Here is a 20,612-nt window from a genome sequence, read left to right on the forward strand (position 1 = left end):
TAACCATCTGTTATATAAGATATAAATATTATTTTTAATTAAAACTTCCTCAGCTAAGCGTGCTAGAAAAAACAGAAGTAACAAAACAAAGTGTTAACATTTATCTGGAAATCGACCAAAAGCCTATCTATAGTAGATTATTAATGGTCATGAGAGAGTCATATTTAGGCTCTCGATACCGCGCCGATGGCGCTACAGCCCCTGTTGAGGTAACCATCAACCCGATGAGAAGATTGCTGCTGGCATCTGGTTTTATGCTAGTTTCTAACCCACTCCTGGCACAAAATGCTAATACTGAGATCTCCTTTGCGGTCAGCAACACCATACCCCCTTACTTCTTTGCTAACGGTCAAAGCGGAATTCAATATGAGCGTCTCGCCTCCGCGTTAGCCAAGCAGTCCCTATCGATCGGCCATATCTATCTGTCACCCAATAAGCGTGCCTTTCGTCAGGTCGCCGGCGGCAATGTCGACTGCCTCATCAATGCGCCGGAAAACCTGGTTGGTCTCTACTACACCCGAAGCCTAATCAGCTACCAAAACAGCGTGTTTACACTGGCCAGCAATAAACTTGTGATCGACTCGGTTGCCGATCTGGCCGGGATCTCTGTCATGGGGTTTCAGAACGCGACCCAATACTTAGGTAGAGACTTCTATCAGATGGCGCTCAGTAACCCACAATATGGCGAATCCAATAGTCAGAAGAGTCAGGTGATGATGCTGTTTTCCGGGCGGGTCGATGCCATCATCCTAGAGGGGCGCATCTTCGACTACTACCGCGAGCAACTCAAGTTTAGAGTCGACACCCAACAGCCAACCTCTCGCCACTCCCTATTTGCAGCGGCGCCACGCAAGATAGCCTGCCACAGTCAGTCCATAGCACAAAAGATAGATCTCGGTATAGCACAACTGGATAGAGAAGAAGCCGAGGAGATGAGGAAAAGCATTCCCTCTGCGCCCGACCCCAAACTCGAACCAGAGCCAGAGCCAGAGCCAGAGCCAGAGCCAGAGTCTAAGCCTAAGTTGAAACTTGAACCAGAAAAGATGCCTGAAGATCTCAAGTAACCCGCCAGTTATTCATGCGGCTAGCGATTCATTGAGTGAACTAATTATACGATCTATAAACCAAGGCATACATGCCTGTTTGCCTTGGCTTATGGAAGGCTTAATCTTTGAATGACCTGTCTATGAATAAACTGGTCTGTGAAAAACCTTCTCTCTGAATAACATTTTCTCTAAATAACCTTTTCTCTGAATAAACAGACTAATGGATCCCTTGATGGGACTGCATCGCCTGCAGCTTGGCCTGATAACGTCGCTGATTATATTCATCCACCGACAGCGACAATGCCTTTTGCATATTCAGCTTAGCCCTGCGCTCATCGCCCGTGGCCCAATAGGCTCTGGAGAGACCAAAGTAAAACTCATGGCGATAATCGGCCTTCTCTACCGCACGTTTATACCAGGTTAGCGCCGTCTGATATTCATGCTCCGAGTAGGCTTGCTGCGCCATGTCATAGTAGTAATAGGGATTGCGGATCCTGACCAGTTCAAGGGTCTTATGCACCTTGGCCCACTCCTCTAACCTGTCTTGACTGGCGAGTAACACCCCATAGTTAAACAGGGCGTTCATATCCTCGCTATCTCGGGAAAGCGCCAGCTTATAGAGACTTTCCGCCCTATCATCCAGCCCCTTGTAGCGATAGAGGATCGCCAGGGTATTCAAGGCGGGAATAAAATCGGTCTTTAACATCAGGCTCTGTTTCAGGTAGGCATAGGCCTGATCGTAACGTCCCTCCACCAGAGACTCTGCCGCGACATTGTTATAGAACATCGCCATGACAGTGGTTCTGTCGATACGCCGCTTGGCATAGCCACGCATGGTACGCTCGGGCAGAAAATCTATCTGCAACGCATTTTTGTCGGCAAGGAAGGTATCACTCGTCTCTCTTGGAATTAGGCGCAGATTGATATGACCATTTACTAAATAGAAGTCACCGGCCTTGTCCCACACGGGCGGCACCTCGACCTCTTGAAACTCGACATCGACCCCCAAGGCATCGGCGAGCGAGGCACTGAGCAGCACCAGCGACAGGCAGTTACCGGCGCGCGCATTAAAGGTATCCGCCGGGATCTTTGTTAGATTATCTTGGTATTTGAAACCGCCTTTATCGGCGTTGATGTAGTTAGCTAGCCACAAGTTAGCGGCAATATAGTCTCGCGCCATTCGGCTGCGCTTATAATCTTGCCGCAGATCGATCGTTACCTGAGTCGGCAGCGCAAATAGCTTATCCGGCGTGACTTGAACCGCAACCGCCGCGAATTCATCGTCGGCAAAGTACTGATCGATATTAGCGAGGGTTTCCTTACCCGGGCCGCTGGCACAACCGCTCACTATGAAGAATAACAACAAGATAGCGCGCTTATACTCAATTAGCCTTTTCATATTAAACCTACGCTGATGAGGGCACCGTAAGATCTATCATAAAGTAGGCTTTTTCATTTTGCCCCACGCAAAGCGTTACAAAATATTAACAATCACTGAGATTCTGGCGGATCGACCTGAATATAGAGCTGTTGAGGATTTTCGCCCTCGGTTTGATACAGATAGGGGCGATAGAACCTCACGCCGCAACGATAGTAGGCATAGGGCAACTTAAACAACACGCAGCCTAGGGGCAGACTCTGTAATATCTCAATCTGCTGCTGCAAACGCAGGGATTCCCGCCACTCAAAGTCCTGCAGCACCTTGTCGCGCACGGCGAAGGCATCGAAGGGTTCGCTCGACTTACGCACCACCACCTGTCCCGCCTGCAACTGAATTGAGACCAGCAACGAAAACAACACCCAAAGAGACAGCTTCATGTTAGCGCTCCTCACACCACACTTTTCGATAGCATAATACAAAAGACAGGGTCCGCACCATGAGGTACGGACCCTATTAATTCTACTATCAGTTTTGGCAATCTGTTTTGACTAGCGGTTAGTTGGCACTCTTGAGTGAGACAAACTCTGGGTAAGCATCGATGCCACAATCCGATGCATCCATACCGTTGTACTCTTCCTCTTCCGAAACACGGATCCCCATGGTGATCTTGAGGATATACCAGGCCGCAAAGGAAACCCCGAATACCCAAGCAAAGATGACCGAGGCGCCATAGAGCTGACCCAGCACGGTCGCATCGGCATTTGACAGCGGCACCAGCATCACACCGAACAGGCCGGCAACCCCATGCACCGAAATTGCCCCGACAGGATCGTCAATCTTGACTCTGTCGAACATCACGATGGAAAAGACCACCAGACCGCCGGCCACCATGCCGATAACCCCGGCCAGAGGCAGTGATGGAGACAAAGGATCTGCGGTGATAGCCACCAGGCCCGCCAATGCGCCGTTTAAGATCATGGTGAGATCTGCCTTACCCCATACCATCTTACACACCACCAGGGCAGAGACAGCGCCGAAGGCGGCTGCAGAGTTGGTGTTAACGAAGATCTTCGCCACCGCCGACGCGTTCTCGGCATCAGACACCAGCAGCTGAGAGCCACCGTTAAAGCCGAACCAACCCATCCACAGGATGAACATACCTAAGGTTGCCATCGGCAGGTTAGAACCAGGGATAGGATTCACCTGACCGTTAGGGCCATACTTGCCCTTACGAGCGCCGAGTAACAAGACACCCGAGATAGCCGCAGCCGCGCCCGCCATGTGTACTATGCCACTACCGGCGAAATCGACAAACCCAGCCTCAGAGAGGAAACCGCCGCCCCAGGTCCAGTAACCTTCGACAGGATAGATAACCCCAGTCATCACCACGGAGAAGATCAGGAATGCCCACAGCTTCATACGCTCGGCAACGGCGCCGGAGACGATAGACATAGCGGTCGCCACAAACACCACCTGGAAGAAGAAATCCGATTCCAGCGCGTGATCGGCATCGCTTGCCTGAGCACCAATGAGGCTGGCAAACGATGGCAACCAGCCACCCTCGGCATTATCCACATACATGATGTTGTATCCCACCACCAGATACATGATACAGGCGATGGAGTAGAGACAGACGTTCTTGGTTAAGATCTCTGTGGTGTTCTTGGAGCGCACCAGACCCGCTTCCAACATGGCAAACCCGGCTGCCATCCACATCACCAGCGCGCCTGAGATCAAGAAATAAAAGGTGTCGAGAGCAAACTTTAACTCAGATACTGTCGCACCTAGTGTTACTAACTCTTCCATTGGAATTCCCCCTTAAAGTGCTTCGTTATCGAGTTCGCCGGTACGGATACGGATCACCTGATCGAGATCCGTCACGAAAATCTTGCCGTCGCCTATCTTGCCCGTATGCGCCGCAGCGACGATTGACTCGATAAGGTGATCGACGTTTTCAGCCTTAGTGGCGATATCCAGTTTGACCTTAGGCAGAAAATCCACCTGGTATTCGGCGCCACGATAGAGCTCTGTATGGCCTTTCTGACGTCCGAACCCCTTCACCTCGGTCACCGTCATCCCCTCAATCCCCAACCCTGCAATGGCTTCTCGCACATCATCGAGTTTGAATGGCTTGATTATTGCGCTGATTAATTTCATTACCGCCTCCGACTCATCTTAGTATTCTTGCTGATGCCAAAGGCAATTCAATCATCAGGCCAACATTACAAAACCTTAACATTCATAAACTTAGTAATAACGACGCCCTTCATGCTGCATATAAATGCACCAATTGGGTGCGACTATGCACAGAGCGCACAAAAATAGCGCAGTCGCCTATTCGACTTATGACGGATTGGGTGGCGAAATTATCCGGGTATGATGGAGTCATCACCCATAGAGGAGCGCCCTATGTTGCAACCACAGGAATGTGTACTCATCATCGTCGATGTTCAGGGAAAGCTGGCCACCCTGATGCACCAGGCTGAGGAACTCGAAACCCGGCTCACCACACTGATAAAGGCGGCCGAGCTGTTTGATATCCCTGTCGTCTGGCTGGAGCAGCTGCCCGATAAGCTGGGGGCCACTAGCCCGGCATTGGCCGAGCTGCTTACGCCTCATTATCAACCTATCCCTAAGGCTCATTTTAGCGGCTGGCACGCCGAGCTCTTCAGGCAGGCACTGCAGCGGTATGGCAGGCCCAAGGTGTTGCTCGCGGGCATAGAGACCCACATCTGCGTCTACCAGACCTGCCGGGATCTGCTGGACAACGAATATGAGGTGCACTTGGTAACCGACGCCGTCTCCTCGCGAACCGAGGCCAATAAGCAGTTAGGCTGTGAGATGATGACCCAGAACGGCGCCTTGCTAACCAATAGCGAGTCTTTATTATTCGAGTTACAGGCAGAGGCTAGTGGCGACAGATTCCGGGCCCTGCTGAAGATGATAAAGTAGTGACGAAATAAAGCGGTGAAAATATAAGATCGTGCAAGTATAAAGTCGTGAAGATATAAAAAAGCCCCGGATAACCGGGGCTTTTACTATGCAGGGGGGGAGAAATTAGTAAGTTGCTTCGCGCTTCTTAGCTTCGGCATCCCACTTAGGCAGTACAGTCTTCTTGAACTCTGCCTTGTCGGCATTCAACTTGTTCATGTCCATACCCAGTGCAGCTTGCGCCTTGGCCTTGGTAGAAACATCTGGGAAGGCGATAGGCTGCTTAACACCTTTAGTTGCTAGCAGTTGAGCTAGTTTGATGCGTGCATCACCAGCCTTATCAACCGCAGTACCTAAGATGCGTAGCGCTTCGTCAGCTGCGTGAGCCGCAACACCGTGAGAAGCGGTTGCATAGTCCCAGCGCCATTGTGCATGACGGATATCCATTAAGATTGGCTTCATTTCAGCTTCAGTTGCACCTGCATCCCAAGCCGCTTTAGCTTCGAAGTGCGCCTTAACTAGCTGAGACTCGGCACGTGCCTTAAGGTCAGCAACCTTAACTTTGCGCTCCTTCGTCAGGTTAACCATGAACTCTTTGCTTTGAGTATGACAAGTCGCACAAGTCTCTTCAAAGCGATCGAATGGGTTACCTACTTTATGGTCGGTAAACTTACGACCTTCAGCATTCTTCACCTTAGGCATATGACAGTCAGTACAGGTCACATTGTTCTTACCATGTACGCCTAGCTGCCAAGTTTCATAGCCTGGGTGCTGTGCTTTCAGCATAGGTGTCTTAGATACGGCGTGAGTCCAGTCTTTGAACTCCATATTGTCGTAGTAGACTTCCATCTGCTCAACAGTTGTGCCCATATCCCAAGGGAACTTAACAAAACCTTTGCGATCTTTGGTCTTCTCGAAGTAGTACTCTACGTGACACTGACCACACACCATAGACTGCTTGTCTTTCTTAGAAGCCTTGTCAAATGGAGTGCCTAGTGTTGCCATGGCGCGCTCGGCGAATGGACGAGACATACGCAGTTTAGAAGAGCCTTTCTCATGACAGTCAGAACAACCGATAGTGTTCACGATTTCTGCGCCGCCTTTGTACCACTTACCAGTGAAGTAGCCATCTTCGCCCTGCTCCTCGATCACGCGAGGCACGTCTGGGCTCTTACATGACCAACATGCCATTGGCATTGGACCATCTTCGGCAGACTTAGGTGCACCGGTACGCAGTGTGTTACGTACGTCGGTTACCGCATACATATGACCACGAGGTGCATTGTAATCTTTGGCGAAGCCGTAACCTGCCCACAACACAACCAGGCTAGGAACTTCTTCAAGCATATCGACAACTTCTTTGCTTTCGGCTGTGTCATGCCAGCTGTTGTACTGCTTAGAAAACTTATCTTTGTAGACTTCGTTACGTGGCTCAGTCTTGTCACTTGCCATCACGCCGGTAGCCATCAGGCCAGCGGCGACCAAAGCACTCAGTGCAAAGGTTTTTGTAGTTAATGTTCTCACCATCTCATCTCCGTGTTACTTTTTATAGTAGTCTTAAAAACCACAACATCTCCAAGGCCAAAGTTAGTCCCTTAACCCCGTTAAAAATATACCCCTTATGGGGTATCCGGGTTAAAACTTGAGGCAGATCATAATGTGAATGTGTTGTTGGTCACATTTTTATCACCTTGTTAATTTTATCAGCAATTGCTAAACAAGTATCATAGTCCAAATTTCCGATTTTTCCCTATAATTTAATGAGTTCTAATACATGAAGAAAGGCAGCCTCACCTCCACCATATTAAGGTTAATGCTGGCCTTAATTTTACTTTCCAGTGGACTCGCCACCTTCGCCATAGCTAATTTGGCTTATAGCCTGGGAGACGCCAGAGCCATCAACGCCTCCGGCTCTCTGCGTATGCAGAGTTACCGTCTGATGTTTTACGCCAACTCTGGCAGCGAGGGAGCCGACGACAAAATTAGAGAGTTTGAGGCCACCCTCCACTCGGATGCGCTGAAACGCTCACTCGACTGGATGACGCCGGACGATCTCGCCTCCCAGTATCTGTTGGTTATCCAGAAGTGGCAGGTGATGAAGCAATATATCGAAGAGGAGAACTCCCGCCTCTATGTATCCGCCCTCAAAGATTTCGTCGACACCATAGATCTCTTCGTGCTGGAAACAGAGGAGTTCGCCGCCTTCAAGCTCAAGCTACTGGCCGCCAGCCAGATCACCGGCCTGGGCCTCATGTTACTGATTGCCTTCTTCGCCGTACGCTTTACCAAGCGTAAGGTGGTCACTCCCCTCAACCAGTTGATGGAGTCGGCCAACACCATCTCTAAAGGGGAGTTCGATGTCACCATGCCTGATAGCGAATATATCGAGCTCAGCTCGCTCAGCAACGCCCTGGCCACCAGTGCCAGGGAGCTGTCGACCCTCTATAACAACCTGGAAAATCAGGTCAAAGAGAAGACCTTCGCCCTCACCCGCGCCAACAACGAGCTCAAGCTGCTCTACGACAACCTGGTAATGCTGCACTCGGGCAAGCTGGAGATCAGTACCCTGAAACAGGCGCTGAATCAGCTCAGGGCCCACGAACCCAACAGCTTCCTGCGCCTGGTGATCGCCCAGGATGACAAAGAGAAGCTCTACATAGATGCCGACGGCGGCTGGCCCATCGCCTCGCGCAGCCAGACCCGTTTCCCGCTAAAATTTGCCGACAACGAACTGGGCTATCTTGAGGTCACTGCCCTGGGTGAGATCAATCATCCCCTGTTCGAGAACTTCGCCATCATGCTGGCCCGCTCAATCGTCATCTATAACGCCGGCGAGCAGCGCCAGCAGCTGGCACTGATGGAGGAGCGCGGCGTGATCGCCCGCGAGCTGCACGACTCTCTGGGTCAGCTACTCTCGTTTCTCAAGATCCAGGTCAACCTGCTCTCCAAGGGGCTGGACAGCCAGTGCCGTAGCCCTCAGGTAGAGGAACAGCTCAAGGAGATCAACGAAGGAGTCAACACCGCCTATGTGCAGCTGCGTGAGCTACTATCGACCTTCCGCCTGACCATTAAAGATCCCAACCTCAATCATGCGATCGAGATGATGCTCGACCAGCTCAGGGGACAAACCACGGCCAAGATCACCCTGGAAGACAAGCTGCCGATCCAGCTGCTCGGTGCTCACCAACACATTCATGTGCTGCAGCTTACCCGTGAGGCGACCCTCAACGCCATTAAGCATGCCCAGGCTGATCATATTCATATCTGTTGCACCCGCAGCGGTAACAACGTCAAGATCAGCATCAGCGACGACGGCGTCGGCCTGGAAAAGCTCAAGGAGAGGGATCAACATTTTGGCATAGGAATCATGCATGAACGCGCAAGTCGCCTCTCGGGTGTGGTAGACTTCAGCAGCAATGAACAGGGCGGAACCACGGTCACCTTGCTGTTCCCGCCCGAACAAGTGCCGCGCCAGTAGGGATACTGGCGATATAAGATACTAATTTTTAAATAAAACAGACCTCAGTGGAGGCAATAAAATGGGCAAACCATATTCAGTTTTGGTCGTAGACGATCATCCCCTGTTACGTCGCGGGATCTGTCAACTTATCACCTCTGACTCAGACTTCACCCTATTTGGTGAAGCAGGCAGCGGCCTAGATGCCCTGTCGGCAATTGCCGAAAACGAACCGGATATCGTGCTACTAGACCTCAACATGAAGGGGATGACAGGGCTAGATACCCTCAACGCCTTGCGTCAGGAAGGGGTCACCAGCCGTATCGTGATCCTCACGGTATCCGATGCCAAGCAAGACGTTATCCGCCTGGTCAGAGCCGGCGCCGACGGTTATCTATTGAAAGATACCGAGCCGGATCTACTGCTGGAGAAGCTGAAGAATGCCATGCAGGGTCACCGAGTGATCTCTGAGTCGGTGGAAGACTTCATCTATGAGCTAAAAGATGGCGCCGACGAGCAGGCCTGGATAGACAACCTGACCCCGAGAGAGCTACAGATCCTCGAGCAACTGGCCGAAGGCAAGAGCAACCGGGTGATCTCAGAGCAGCTGCATATCAGCGAAGGCACGGTCAAGGTGCATGTGAAGAATCTGCTGCGCAAGGCCAACGCCAAGTCGCGCACAGAGATGGCGGTACGCTACCTTAACCAATGAGCCTAGGTGCTACGCCGGTCAAAACAGCTAAAACGTAAAAAGGCAGCCTAAGCTGCCTTTTTCTTTGCAAGATTTCTCACGCTTTATCTACACGATTTCTCTACACACTTGCCCTGCATAGTCCCTGCCTATCGGCTCTCTTCGATGAAGGTCTGCCAGCTCTTGAGCGCCGCCTCAAAATCCTCAAGGCCGCAGAAGGCCTGTGACTCACCGTCATACAGGGACATGGACTCATCCAGCAGGGTGTCGTCATCCATCTCAAGGGCGTTGGCAAATACTCTGGCCTGCTCCTCATCCAGCTCGAGAGAGATCCCCTGGCCGACAAAACGTTGTTCTGTCAGCCTCCCCTGCTGCAGCGCCGCTATGGTCGAGGCTATCTGCTCGATTAAGGCCTTGTCTTCGCCCAGCTCATCGACAAACCAAAGCCCCATAATCTCATGATCCATGGTGAACTGAGCCACCAGGGTGCCGGTCAATGTGTTGCGGCGAAATTCATATTCCATAAGCTGTCTTCCCCAAGGTTACCTTGCAAATTCTAACCTAAGGCCGAGACATTGCCAGAGTTATCCGATTCCCCTTACGCTAAGCGGCGAAAATTCCCCCTAGCTGGTCACACATGCGGTTTACACAGACAGTCCTACACTCAGTTCACGCTGTCTTTTCTTTCGCCCACAAAAAAGGGCGCCTAAGCGCCCTTTTTCAAATCTTTAATAGCCAGGCTTACTTAGCCGCTGCGGCTTCTTCTGCTGGCGCAGCTTTCTCGATAGAAAGCAGCTCAACTTCGAAGATCAGCGTAGAGTTAGCTGGGATGCTACCTGTGTCGCGGCTACCATAGGCCAGCTCTGCTGGGATCACGAAACGGTACTTAGAACCCACAGACATCAGCTGAACACCCTCGGTCCAACCTGGGATAACGCGGTTTAGCGGGAACTTAGCGCTCTGACCACGAGCGATAGAGCTATCGAACTCGGTGCCGTCGATCAGTGTGCCCACATAGTGCACTTCAACCGTATCTTCGGCGCTTGGCTTGTCGCCAGTACCTTCGGTGATCACTTCATACTGCAGACCTGAATCTGTAGTCGTTACGCCTTCTTTCGCCTTGTTGGCTTCTAAGAAAGCCGCGCTCTCTGCCTGGGCTTTCTCGGCTAGTGCTGTTGCTTGCGCCTGACGCTTCTCATTTAGCTGCTCGTCTAGGCCTTGCAGTACTGTCTGCATCTCTTCTTCGGTCAGCTTAAGCTCATCGTTCAGACCATTGCTAAAGCCTTGAATGATCAGGCTACGATCAACTGGTAGACCTAGCTCTTCCTGCTCTTTGATATGACCAGACATATATTTACCGATAGACGCGCCTACGCTATAGGCTTGCTTCTGCGCCTGGGTCTCAAGTTTAACTTCTGCCGGTTTTGTTACTTTTTGTTCTTGGTTACAAGCAGTTAGACCAACCACCGCCAACGCGACCAGTGACATTTTATAAATGGACTTCATTAAAGCTTCCTCAGCATTTTCTTGTGGTTACAATAACCTTACTCTTCTAAGACGAACCACTTTATACTAGTTAATTAACATATACCAATTACATTGATTAAGTTTCATCAATGTCGCCTGGCGCCCTTACGCCAGGCGAAAACCTTTGAGCTAGAGACAACGCAACCAGGAACAAGTTCATGAGCAGAACCAGATTGCTACATTTTTGTACACTGATTGCTTGTACGCTCCTGCTGAGCGCTTGCCAGCCTAAGCCCGAGGTGAGCAGCCTGGTCGCCGAACCCAGCTATGACGCCAGCCTCTCCTCCCAGGCCCGATATCTTTTGGTCAGCACCACGAGCAACAACCTACAGCTCTGGGATCTCACCAAGAAAGCGCTTAAATATCAGTGGATCCACGGCAAAGCGGGCGGCACGGCGATAGCCACAGCCCTGTCTGATAACCTGAAATATGCCGCCTCCCTCAGCCGCAACTCGGTGGCCCTGTGGAACATGGACGACGGCCAGCCCTTGGGATGGTGGTCATTGCCCGCCAACGGTCAGTGTCTGGCGCTGGCCGATAATGGTACCCTACTCATCGGCCTCACCGACGGCAGCGTCATGTCCCTCAATCACCAGACAGATACCCTGATCAAGTTTCTCGGCCACAGCGAGAAGGTCAACAGCGTCGCCCTGTCCGCCGACGGCCGCTGGGCACTGTCCGGCGGTAACGACAGTAAAGTCTTCCTCTGGCAGGCCAACACCGGCCAGCCCCTTCACCAGTGGCAGCTCCCCAGCCGGGTACTAGAGGTAAGCCTGAGTCAGGATGCCAGCCTGGCGTTTGCGGCCGACAGCACCAACAAGGCCGACATCTGGCAGACCCAGACCGGAAAACCTGTGTCGTCACTCAAAATAAAACGCCGCACAATGAACTTTTCCACCGCGCGCTTTACCAAAGATAACCAGACACTGCTAACGGGCACCCCCGCCAGAGAAGTGAGCGTTTGGCGGGTCGCCGATGGAAAAATGCGCGCCAACTGGCAAGTTACCCGTACCGAGCGTGCCCAAATCAAGGGCGCCGTTGTATACTCTGTGGCTGAAACCCTTAATGGGCAGATCATCAGCTTTAGCAGCAATGGCTTGCTGGAGACCTGGCCCAAGCCCGATTAATAGAGGATTTAAATTGGTGCAACTAGAACAACGAATCGAAGATCTTGAGATGAAACTGGCTTTTCAGGATGACACCATAGAGTCGCTGAACCAGCAGGTGATCAGGCTCAATGACCTGCTGGCGGACCAACAGGAAAAATTACGCCTGCTCACCAGCAAGCTCTCCCAGGTCGAACCCAGCAACATCGCCAGTCAGGCAGAAGAAACGCCACCTCCTCACTATTAAATCGATGCCGCGCTGGGCGCGGAGCCATTTGACGGAACTTGCTTTACAGAGGATCTGACCCGCTATGCCACACCAAAGCAGCCCATACAACCGAGTCTCAAGACGACACCGCGCGGCGTTTGCCGGCGCGCTCTTGTCGCTCACCCTATCGGGCTGCGCCTTTAACAGCGTGTTCATCAGCTACCCCTCTCAGCTGGCACCGGTAAAGGCCGACCTCAGCAGGCAAGGCGATGCCGCCCTCTATCGACAGTTCGACGATGCCATCACGGGGCAAGATGGGCTGCTGTACGCCCAGGAGGCGGGGCGTATCGCCCAGATCACCGGCAACTTCGAGGCCAGCAAAGCCTATTATCAGCAGGCGGTCGATGCCTACCAGAAGTTTGATGAGCAGGCGGTGATCAGCGCATCCGACCTCGGCGCCACCGCCAGCAGCCTGTTTATCAACGACAATGTTATCCCCTATCGCGGCCCGGGTTATGAGCGCATCATGCTGCACCAATATCAGGCCTTAAACTATCTCTTTAGCCGAGACAGTCAGGGGGCACTGGTGGAGGTCAGGCGCAGCAACGAGCTACAACAGAGCGAACAGGCCAGATACCAGAAATCCCAGGCCTCGGTGCAGGCGATGGCCAACGGCACCATAGATGCCGAGGTCAATCGACTCGGGCAGGCGGCAGGCACCACCACAAGCTCCTTCCTCAACGCCTATAGTTACTACACCACAGGCTTGCTGCATGAGCTGCTGGGGGAAGAAAACGACGCCTTCATCGATTATCGCAAGGCGGCGCAGATAAGTCCTGATAACCCCTATCTGCAACAAGATCTGGTGCGTCTGGCCAAGAAACTGGCCATGCCACAATATGAAGAATTTAAGCGTCGTTGGGGCGACGCCAAGCTGGCAAAGGCGGGACAGGGCCAGGTGGTGGTCCTGCTCGAGCGGGGATTTGTCCCCGAGAAGCAAAGCTTTACCGTGCCTTTTCGCATTAGCGGCAACTGGCAGACAGCCTCACTGGCCACCTATGCCCCGGGCAGGGTAAGCGTGCCTCAAGGCGAGGTCATCGGCTTGGGCACTGTGCTGAATACGGCGCCACTCGCCAACATCGACGCACTGGCGATCACCGCCCTCAAGGAGGAGCTCCCCAGCGCCCTGTTTCGTCAGGCCGCGAGGATCTACGCCAAGTCTGAGATGGCCCGCAGCGTACGCAGTGAATCGAAGCGGCGCAAAGATGAGTTCGATGCCGGCGCCATCGCCATGCAGATCTTTAACGTGGTCACAGAGCAGGCCGACAGACGTAGCTGGCTGACCCTGCCCAAGCAGGCGCAGTTAGGACGTCGTTATCTGGATGCGGGCCAGTATCAGATCCGCCTGGGGCAGTCCCAGACGCAAGCGATTGACGTACAAAGCGATAAAACCACATTAATTTGGATAATTGAGACTGGTAATTTCACCCGTTTTTATTCAATAATCATCTAATCAAGACTAAGGAATCGGTATTTTTATGAAAAAATTCAACCTCATTTTTATCATCGCCGTGGCGATTGGCCTGGCGGGCTGTCAATCTAAGGTGCAGTACGGTGATGCAACTGAAGTCGAAACCGTTAATGAAAACTTCGGTTCTACGGATCTTCAGGCAATCACTGCCAAGATGGTCGACAGCATGCTGAGCTTCCCGCCAGTGGTCGCCATGACAGCCAAAGATCGTCCCGTCATCTTCGTCGACAAGATCAAGAACAAGACCTCAGAGCATATCGACACCGAATCGGTTACCGACTCCATCAGCAACAAGCTGCTCCGCTCGGGTAAGTTCCGCTTCATCGACATGACTAAGGTCGACACGGTACGCAAGCAACTGGATTATCAAAACAATGCCGGCATGGTCGACCCATCGACCGCCATCAACTTCGGCCGTCAGATCGGTGCTCAGTACATGCTGTACGGCAACCTGTCGAGCATAGTTAAGCAAGATGGCAGCACCAAGGATGTCTACTACAAGATGACCATGCGCCTGATGGATCTGGAAACCGGGCTGATCGAATGGTCTGACGAGAAAGAGATCCGCAAGACCAAGTCGAAGTCTTTCCTCGGCATGTAAGCCAGCATCTGTTTTAAAAAAACCAGCCCAGCGCTGGTTTTTTTATGCCTTGTCATCGGCTAGCAAACGCCTAAAGCAGGTGAAGGTACAGAATTTTTGTCGATAAATTCTACTGCCGAGCGGTAGAGTCGGGTAGAATATGGCGGCCTTTGGCACTCATACTCGATGCGGCTATTTACCCGCCCCTTGACTGCCAGCCAAACCGACAAGCCCTCGAGCATATAGAATAAGAAGGACCCATTTTGAGACTGTTTTCCCTGTGCGCTAGCCTCCTCCTCTGCCTCCTTATCGGCGCATGTCAAAGCACCTCCCCCGGCAGCAAACAGCGCAGCGAAAAGTCCCTCGGCATCAGCGCCAGTATCGCCAAGCAGCGCGCCAGCAGAGTCAGTCAGGTCAGCTACCAGCTACATCTCGACCTTACCCAGGCGAGGCACTTCAAGGGCGAGGCGCAGATCCAGTTTCAGTTAGCCGACACCCAGCAGGCCTTGAGCCTAGATCTGGAGCAGGCGCTCATCAGCCAACTTGTCATCAACGGCCAGAAACTATACCCCAACTATGATGGCCACAGGCTGGTGATCCCGGCCAGCCTGCTACAGGGCGGCGACAACCTGATAAAGGTGGACTTTAGCAGTCCCTACAGCCATGAAGACCAAGGGCTTATCGAGTTTATCGACCCCAAGGATGGTCTGCGCTATCTCTACAGCCATTTCCTGCCCTCCAGCGCCCAGACCCTGGCGCCGCAGTTTGATCAGCCAGATCTCAGGGCCAGCTATCGGCTGAGCGTGTTGGCGCCCAGCGACTGGCAAGTCGCCAGCGCGGCCAAGGTGCTGAGCCATCAGCCAATAAGCCAAAGCAGTCTTTGGCAGTTTATGCAGAGTGAGCCGGTCAGCCCCCATAACTTCTCCCTGCTCGCGGGGCCTTATCACACCTGGCAGAGTGAGGCCGAGGGCATAGCGCTGCAGCTGTTCGCCCGTCAGTCCCAGGCAGAGTCAATCGATGCCGAGACCTGGCTATCACAGACCCAGCAGGCCCTTAACTATTATCAGCAGCGCCTGGGCAGCAAGTACCCCTTCGGTCACTACACCCAGGCAATCGTGCCTCACCTGCCGAGTGAATTTCGCGCCAGTCAGGCACAGACCAGCTTCGATGAGCGAAGCCTGCCTCAAGGCACGCCTCGCCGTGAGATCCTACGGGCATTGGCCGAGCAGTGGCTGGGCAATCTGGTCACCCTCAAGTGGTGGGATCAGCTCTGGCTCAATCAGAGCCTGGCCTATTTGGTTGCCGACGACGGCGAGGCCCAGCTGTTTGGCCCGACTCAGGCCGATGAGCAACAGAGTTTTATCCGCAGCCCCGAGCAGGTGGAGCAGCAGATCGCCAACAGCCTGGAGCTGTTTTCGCAAGATCCCCTGCCGAGTCAAAACAAGGCGATCGCCCAACTCAATCAGCTGAAATTTATGCTGGGCGATACCAGCTTCTACCAGGGCATAGCTTATTATCTCGAACATTTCGCCCTACAAAATGCCGACCTGAATGACTTTATTTCGAGCCTAGAGCAGGTTACCAAACAGCCCCTGAGCCAATGGAGCCAGGCGGCCTTTAAGCGCGCCGGCGTTAACCGCCTTGAGGCAGAATTCAGCTGCGCAGGCGATCGCATATCGCGCTTTGACCTCAAACAGCATAACGGCGATCTGGGAAGCACACAGAGGGTCAAGCTAGGTCTGTTTACCCTGGGGCGACATGGCCTGCACAAGAATCTGGTGAGCGAAGTCAATTACCAAGGCGCGAGCACCGAGGTCAAGCGCCTCAAGGGAGTGCGCTGTCCCGACTTGGTGTTTAGCAACTATCAGAACAAGGCCTATGTCAGGGTCAAGCTGGACAAGTCCTCCCTAGAGACGGCCCTCTTGCACCTTGGCAGCCTGGAAGAAGCCGATCTCAGGCGTATGCTGTGGCAATCCCTGTGGGAGTCTGTGCTGGCCGGCGAACTGCCCCTGCCCCGCTTTATCGGCAGCGCCCTGGTGAACCTGCCAGCTGAAACCGATCCCCAGGTGCTGGTCAGTGCTCAAGACCAGCTTAAACAGGCCAAGGCCCTGCTGGAGCAGATGAGTCCCAATCAGCAGCGCTATAGCCGTCAGGCCCTCAACGCCATCGCTCAGATGAGCCTACGCCTGACCATAAGCAACAAGGCTGATCCCGCACTGCAATCTCTATGGTTCGACAACTACCTGCACTTTGCCGTCAGTCATCAGGCTAAGAGTCACCTTGCTGCGCTGCTCGAGGAGAGTGAGTCACTGCCTGGCATCACGCTCACACCAGAGCGCCGCTGGCAGATAATCACTCATCTTAATCGCTATGACTACCTGGGCAGCGAACGCCTGCTACTCAAGGAGAAACAGAAGGATAATTCGACTACGGGGCAAGCGGCGGCGCTCGGCGCCCTGGTGGCCCGTCCCAGCGCCAAGGAAAAACGCCAGTGGTTCGAGCGTATCCAGGCCCACAGCAAGGAGAGCGATCCTCAGCTGCTGGCGAAATTAACTCAGGTGATGCGCCACCTATACCCCAGCGAGCAGAAGGCCCTGAGCCAGGCCAGCGCCGAGCAGCGTCTGGCAGAACTTGCCGAGGTGGACAAACGCAACAGCCAGGCATTCATGCAGAGCTACACGGCTAACCTGCTGCCCAGGAGCTGCAGTTACGCCAGCCTACTCAGGCTGCAGGCACTACTCGATAAACCAGAGGGCTATAGCCCAACGACCCTGAGAGGCATCAATCAGACCATAGCCGCCGAGCAAGAATGTATCCGGGTGCAAGAGGCGATGCAGCCAAATCCCTAACATTGGTAGCTCTAGTCAGCCCCTCGTAAGCAGCATAGATAAAACAGGATAAGGGCCTAGTAGCGAAACATTTTTGGGTTATAGTGAGATAACAGACATTGGGACGTCTAGGTCTACAGGCCCTAGCATAAACAGGAGCAAGCCCATGGGCATTTTTCAACTCGCCGCCATCGCTATCATAGGCGCCTTCGCCTTCGCCGCCTTTAAGGAACATAACAGGCGACAGGCCAGCGTAGACAACAGCGAAATTGATGCACTTAAGGCCGAGATAGATAAACTCAAATCCCGCATCGCCACCCTAGAGAAAATAGTCACAGACAAGGCCTATCAGCTGGGTGACGAGATAGACAAGCTCTAGCCTGGCTAGAGCAAGAATTAGCACCAATAAAAATGCCACCCTAGGGTGGCATTTTTATTGGTGCTAATCATGTCTTAACGCGTTATACGAAAAGCTCTTTGATGTTCTTCAAATCGCCCTTACCGTTGGCGATCTCCTCTGGCGACAGGCCAGAAACTTCGTGTGGGAACACCAACCAGTCTTCAGACTCGTGGATGAAGTAGTCAGGCTTCAAAGATACCGCGGTATTTTTCGGCTTGTAATAAGGGCAGGCAATACGCACGTCGGTTGGCATGTTGAGGCGCATCAGCTCCGCCAGTTTCTCTTTCAGGGCGTGGATGCTGCGGCCAGAGTCGAACACATCATCAACAATCAGCAGGCCGTCATCGGCGTTGGCGTTCTCGACGATATAGTGCAGGCCATGTACCTTGATCTGCTTGCTCTGCTTATCGGTGCCAATGCCATAGTAAGAGGAGGTACGCACGGCGATATGGTCCGTCTCGACCTTCTTGAAATCGAAATATTCCTGGACTGCGATCCCTATCGGGGCACCGCCACGCCATATGCCGACAATAAACTGTGGTCTAAAACCGCTCTCATAAACTTGCGCCGCTAGGCGAAAAGAATCTTCCAGCAATTCCTGTGCGGTAATAAAGTGTTTCTCAGACATCAGGCCGTCCCCATCTTGTTCTATTTGGTCTTTGAGAGGGAGGAAGGTAATCCATCGATTAGGCTTCGCCCCAAATCCAGCGTAGCACAAGGGGCGCGTATTGAACTTCAACACGACGACAATCGGCGCTGCAGGATTTGGAGCTGAATTTTATACTAAAAATTTCCCCCATGCAGAACTAAATAACGAAACTTGGACGGGGGATGCACTTTTAAAGGTAAAAAAGCCGCCTCGAGGGCGGCTTTATCGGCTGAAAACAGGCTTATGCCGCAGTGATCTTAGGCTCACCCGCCATGGTCATCGCCGCGTAGTGTTTGTCAGTCGCCTCGCTGAACTCGCTGTCGAGAATGGTATCGACAAAGTGCCAGTCGCTGCGCACCGCCTCTGAGGTGAAGGTCAGCACCATGAAGCCACGATCTCTCAAGTTGGTGTACTTGAGGCCATCGACCAGGTCGACGACGCCGGCCTCAGTCACGCTCTGCTGGTCGGCAGGGATACCTAGGTAATACTCGAGTCCAGGAGAGGATACCGAGCTGGTCGCATACTCGACGCCCACCAGGTCCCCATGGCTGTCCTTAAGCTCGTTGGCCCAGGCGTTATGGGTATCACCGGCGATCACCACCAGGTTAGCGCCCTTCTGCTTGGCCGTTGCCAGGATCACCTCACGCTCATAAGCGTAGCCATCCCAGGCATCCAGGTTGTAGGGGATAGAAGGCAGTTGCAGCAGCGCCATCACCTCAGGGGTCAGCTTGTGCTGATTCCCTATGAGGTAGCTGTATTCCTGTGGTGTAAGGGTGGGATCGTTGGCCGCCGCACGGGCCGCCAGCTGCGCCAGCGCACCGAGCTCGGCATATTCATAGACGGAGAGCTTCTGCATGGCGATCGCCGCAGGCAGCATCATGGTGCCCATCAATATTTGTTGTCCCAGCACCTGCCACTTACCCGTGGCGCTCAGTAGGCTTGCCTGCAGCCACTGCAGCTGATCGGCCCCCAGCAGAGTACGCTCTGTGCTGGTAACATCCGCCATGAAGCGAGCACTGTCCATGGCACCTGTGGCGGCATCGACATAGTCGGCGTAGTCCAGCTGCTTGTCACGAGCCAGTACGCGGGTGTCTAACATATGCAGGTCGACCAGTTCGCCGAAGCTGAATGAGCGATAAATCTCCTCGTGGTTGCCCTCGCGCCATGGACGGATAGGCAGCCATTCGAAATAGGCTTGCAGGGCGCCCATCTTGCGAGCCTCGAAGTCACCCTCACCCTCGTTGTGGTTCTCGGCGCCGCCAGACCAGGTGTCGTTTGCCACCTCATGGTCATCCCAAACTGTGATGAAAGGCACCTTGGCATGCAGGGTCTGTAGAGACTCGTCGCTGCGGTATTGACCGTAACGGGTGCGATAGTCAGACAGGGTAAAGAGTTCACCGGCAGGCAATACCTCACGGCCAAGCTCGGCAGCATGCTCGCTGGCATAACCGCCGCGGCCATACTCATAGATGTAGTCGCCCAGGTGCACCACGGCGTCCAGCCCTTCCTGCTGACTCGCAAGCTCATAGACGTTGAAGTAACCGGCAGGGAAGTTGGCGCAAGACATCACCGCCAGCTTGACCTGCTCGACGGCGCCTTCAGGCAGTGTCTTGGTCATGCCGACACTTGAAACCTGCTCACCCGACATGAAGCGATAATAATAAGCGGTACCCGAATCCAGGCCGATGGCATCGACCTTCACAGTGTAATCGCGATCGGCGTTTGTGGTGGTCTCACCGTTTGAGATCATCTGGGTAAAATTGGCGTCGGAAGCTATCTCCCAGCCGACCTTGACGTCACCGTCTGTGTCGGGGGTTACTCGAGTCCAGAGGATCACTGCGCTGTGGGTAGGGTCACCACTGGCGATACCGTGTAGAAATTGAACCTTAGGGGCGGTTTCTTGCTTATCGTCGTCACTGCTTGAACAGCCCATCAGGCCATAGGAGACAACGGCGGCACCGACACCCTTGGCCGACATGGCCAGAAAATCCCTGCGAGAATAATTGGTTTTCATTGTTATTCCTTTATTTGAGCCGGTTATCCCTTGTGCCCTCGGTTCACACCATGTGAAGCTGAAAACGCGTACTGCGAAAGATAACTGACCTTGTTATTGTTATTCCTGGTAAGAGGTCTAATGACTCTAATTATCAATTAACAATATTGCAAAATTATTATGATCACGGCAACCGCTAGTTTCAACTAAGGGACGCAGCGGCGGCAGCAGAACATCTCGGCAGGGGCATGCTTATTGCCATAGCACAGCATTTTTCGCCAAGC

Annotated in this window: 19 protein-coding genes; 10 read left to right on the forward strand and 9 right to left on the reverse strand. The window is 53.2% G+C overall.

Annotated features, from left to right (window positions below):
* Positions 1-254 precede the first annotated feature (254 nt).
* Complete coding sequence (locus tag K0H81_RS15820) at positions 255-1,064, forward strand: substrate-binding periplasmic protein (protein WP_258406312.1); 810 nt, start codon at positions 255-257, stop codon at positions 1,062-1,064.
* 199 nt (positions 1,065-1,263) lie between these two features.
* Here K0H81_RS15820 and K0H81_RS15825 read toward each other — a convergent pair whose 3' ends face one another.
* The 4 genes from K0H81_RS15825 to K0H81_RS15840 all read right to left on the reverse strand — a co-directional run bounded on the left by K0H81_RS15825 (position 1,264) and on the right by K0H81_RS15840 (position 4,584).
* Positions 1,264-2,445 (reverse strand): tetratricopeptide repeat protein, encoded by a 1,182-nt coding sequence (locus tag K0H81_RS15825; protein WP_220058944.1) that lies wholly within the window; start codon positions 2,443-2,445, stop codon positions 1,264-1,266.
* Positions 2,446-2,537: 92 nt separating this feature from the next.
* Positions 2,538-2,864: a hypothetical protein gene (locus tag K0H81_RS15830; protein ID WP_220058945.1), complete on the reverse strand. Its 327-nt coding sequence runs from the start codon at positions 2,862-2,864 to the stop codon at positions 2,538-2,540.
* Between the two features lie 118 nt (positions 2,865-2,982).
* Positions 2,983-4,233: an ammonium transporter gene (locus K0H81_RS15835; RefSeq protein ID WP_220058946.1), complete on the reverse strand. Its 1,251-nt coding sequence runs from the start codon at positions 4,231-4,233 to the stop codon at positions 2,983-2,985.
* Positions 4,234-4,245: 12 nt separating this feature from the next.
* Positions 4,246-4,584 (reverse strand): P-II family nitrogen regulator, encoded by a 339-nt coding sequence (locus K0H81_RS15840; RefSeq protein WP_011864652.1) that lies wholly within the window; start codon positions 4,582-4,584, stop codon positions 4,246-4,248.
* 252 nt (positions 4,585-4,836) lie between these two features.
* Here K0H81_RS15840 and K0H81_RS15845 point away from each other — a divergent pair, with 252 nt between their 5' ends.
* Positions 4,837-5,379 carry a hydrolase gene (locus K0H81_RS15845; protein WP_220058947.1) on the forward strand — a complete coding sequence of 181 codons (543 nt, stop codon included), beginning with the start codon at positions 4,837-4,839 and terminating at the stop codon, positions 5,377-5,379.
* A 105-nt stretch (positions 5,380-5,484) separates the two neighbouring features.
* Here the strand turns inward: K0H81_RS15845 and nrfA are convergent, their stop codons facing one another.
* Positions 5,485-6,885 carry an ammonia-forming nitrite reductase cytochrome c552 subunit gene (gene nrfA / locus K0H81_RS15850; RefSeq protein ID WP_011864650.1) on the reverse strand — a complete coding sequence of 467 codons (1,401 nt, stop codon included), beginning with the start codon at positions 6,883-6,885 and terminating at the stop codon, positions 5,485-5,487.
* A gap of 247 nt (positions 6,886-7,132) precedes the next feature.
* Between nrfA and narQ the strand changes: the two genes are divergently transcribed.
* Both narQ and K0H81_RS15860 read left to right on the forward strand, forming a co-directional pair.
* The gene (gene narQ / locus K0H81_RS15855; RefSeq protein WP_220058948.1) at positions 7,133-8,836 is read left to right on the forward strand and encodes a nitrate/nitrite two-component system sensor histidine kinase NarQ; all 1,704 of its coding nucleotides are present in this window, start codon (positions 7,133-7,135) and stop codon (positions 8,834-8,836) included.
* Positions 8,837-8,897: 61 nt separating this feature from the next.
* Entirely contained in the window at positions 8,898-9,527 is a 630-nt protein-coding gene (locus K0H81_RS15860; RefSeq protein ID WP_011864648.1) for a response regulator, read from the forward strand.
* A 128-nt stretch (positions 9,528-9,655) separates the two neighbouring features.
* Here the strand turns inward: K0H81_RS15860 and K0H81_RS15865 are convergent, their stop codons facing one another.
* The gene (locus K0H81_RS15865; protein WP_144203928.1) at positions 9,656-10,030 is read right to left on the reverse strand and encodes a YacL family protein; all 375 of its coding nucleotides are present in this window, start codon (positions 10,028-10,030) and stop codon (positions 9,656-9,658) included.
* Between the two features lie 217 nt (positions 10,031-10,247).
* Positions 10,248-11,012 carry an FKBP-type peptidyl-prolyl cis-trans isomerase gene (gene fkpA / locus K0H81_RS15870; RefSeq protein ID WP_144203929.1) on the reverse strand — a complete coding sequence of 255 codons (765 nt, stop codon included), beginning with the start codon at positions 11,010-11,012 and terminating at the stop codon, positions 10,248-10,250.
* A 179-nt stretch (positions 11,013-11,191) separates the two neighbouring features.
* Here fkpA and K0H81_RS15875 point away from each other — a divergent pair, with 179 nt between their 5' ends.
* From K0H81_RS15875 to K0H81_RS15900, 6 genes are all read left to right on the forward strand, one after another.
* Entirely contained in the window at positions 11,192-12,160 is a 969-nt protein-coding gene (locus tag K0H81_RS15875) for a WD40 repeat domain-containing protein (protein WP_220058949.1), read from the forward strand.
* Positions 12,161-12,173: 13 nt separating this feature from the next.
* Positions 12,174-12,386 carry a SlyX family protein gene (locus K0H81_RS15880; protein ID WP_011864644.1) on the forward strand — a complete coding sequence of 71 codons (213 nt, stop codon included), beginning with the start codon at positions 12,174-12,176 and terminating at the stop codon, positions 12,384-12,386.
* A gap of 64 nt (positions 12,387-12,450) precedes the next feature.
* Positions 12,451-13,860 carry a COG3014 family protein gene (locus K0H81_RS15885; RefSeq protein ID WP_258406313.1) on the forward strand — a complete coding sequence of 470 codons (1,410 nt, stop codon included), beginning with the start codon at positions 12,451-12,453 and terminating at the stop codon, positions 13,858-13,860.
* A gap of 25 nt (positions 13,861-13,885) precedes the next feature.
* The gene (gene lpoB / locus K0H81_RS15890) at positions 13,886-14,479 is read left to right on the forward strand and encodes a penicillin-binding protein activator LpoB (RefSeq protein ID WP_011864642.1); all 594 of its coding nucleotides are present in this window, start codon (positions 13,886-13,888) and stop codon (positions 14,477-14,479) included.
* A 242-nt stretch (positions 14,480-14,721) separates the two neighbouring features.
* A complete protein-coding gene (locus tag K0H81_RS15895; RefSeq protein ID WP_220058950.1) occupies positions 14,722-17,307 on the forward strand; it encodes an ERAP1-like C-terminal domain-containing protein in 2,586 nt (861 codons plus the stop codon).
* Positions 17,308-17,452: 145 nt separating this feature from the next.
* Complete coding sequence (locus K0H81_RS15900; protein ID WP_011864640.1) at positions 17,453-17,665, forward strand: hypothetical protein; 213 nt, start codon at positions 17,453-17,455, stop codon at positions 17,663-17,665.
* An 82-nt stretch (positions 17,666-17,747) separates the two neighbouring features.
* On the opposite strand, the gene K0H81_RS15905 is transcribed toward K0H81_RS15900, so the two are convergent.
* Both K0H81_RS15905 and K0H81_RS15910 read right to left on the reverse strand, forming a co-directional pair.
* A complete protein-coding gene (locus tag K0H81_RS15905) occupies positions 17,748-18,314 on the reverse strand; it encodes a phosphoribosyltransferase (RefSeq protein WP_011864639.1) in 567 nt (188 codons plus the stop codon).
* Positions 18,315-18,576: 262 nt separating this feature from the next.
* Positions 18,577-20,349 (reverse strand): alkaline phosphatase D family protein, encoded by a 1,773-nt coding sequence (locus K0H81_RS15910; RefSeq protein ID WP_220058951.1) that lies wholly within the window; start codon positions 20,347-20,349, stop codon positions 18,577-18,579.
* Positions 20,350-20,612: the final 263 nt, after the last annotated feature.

It is taken from the genome of Shewanella halotolerans, from assembly GCF_019457535.1.
In the GTDB taxonomy this organism is placed as follows: Bacteria; Pseudomonadota; Gammaproteobacteria; order Enterobacterales; family Shewanellaceae; genus Shewanella; species Shewanella halotolerans.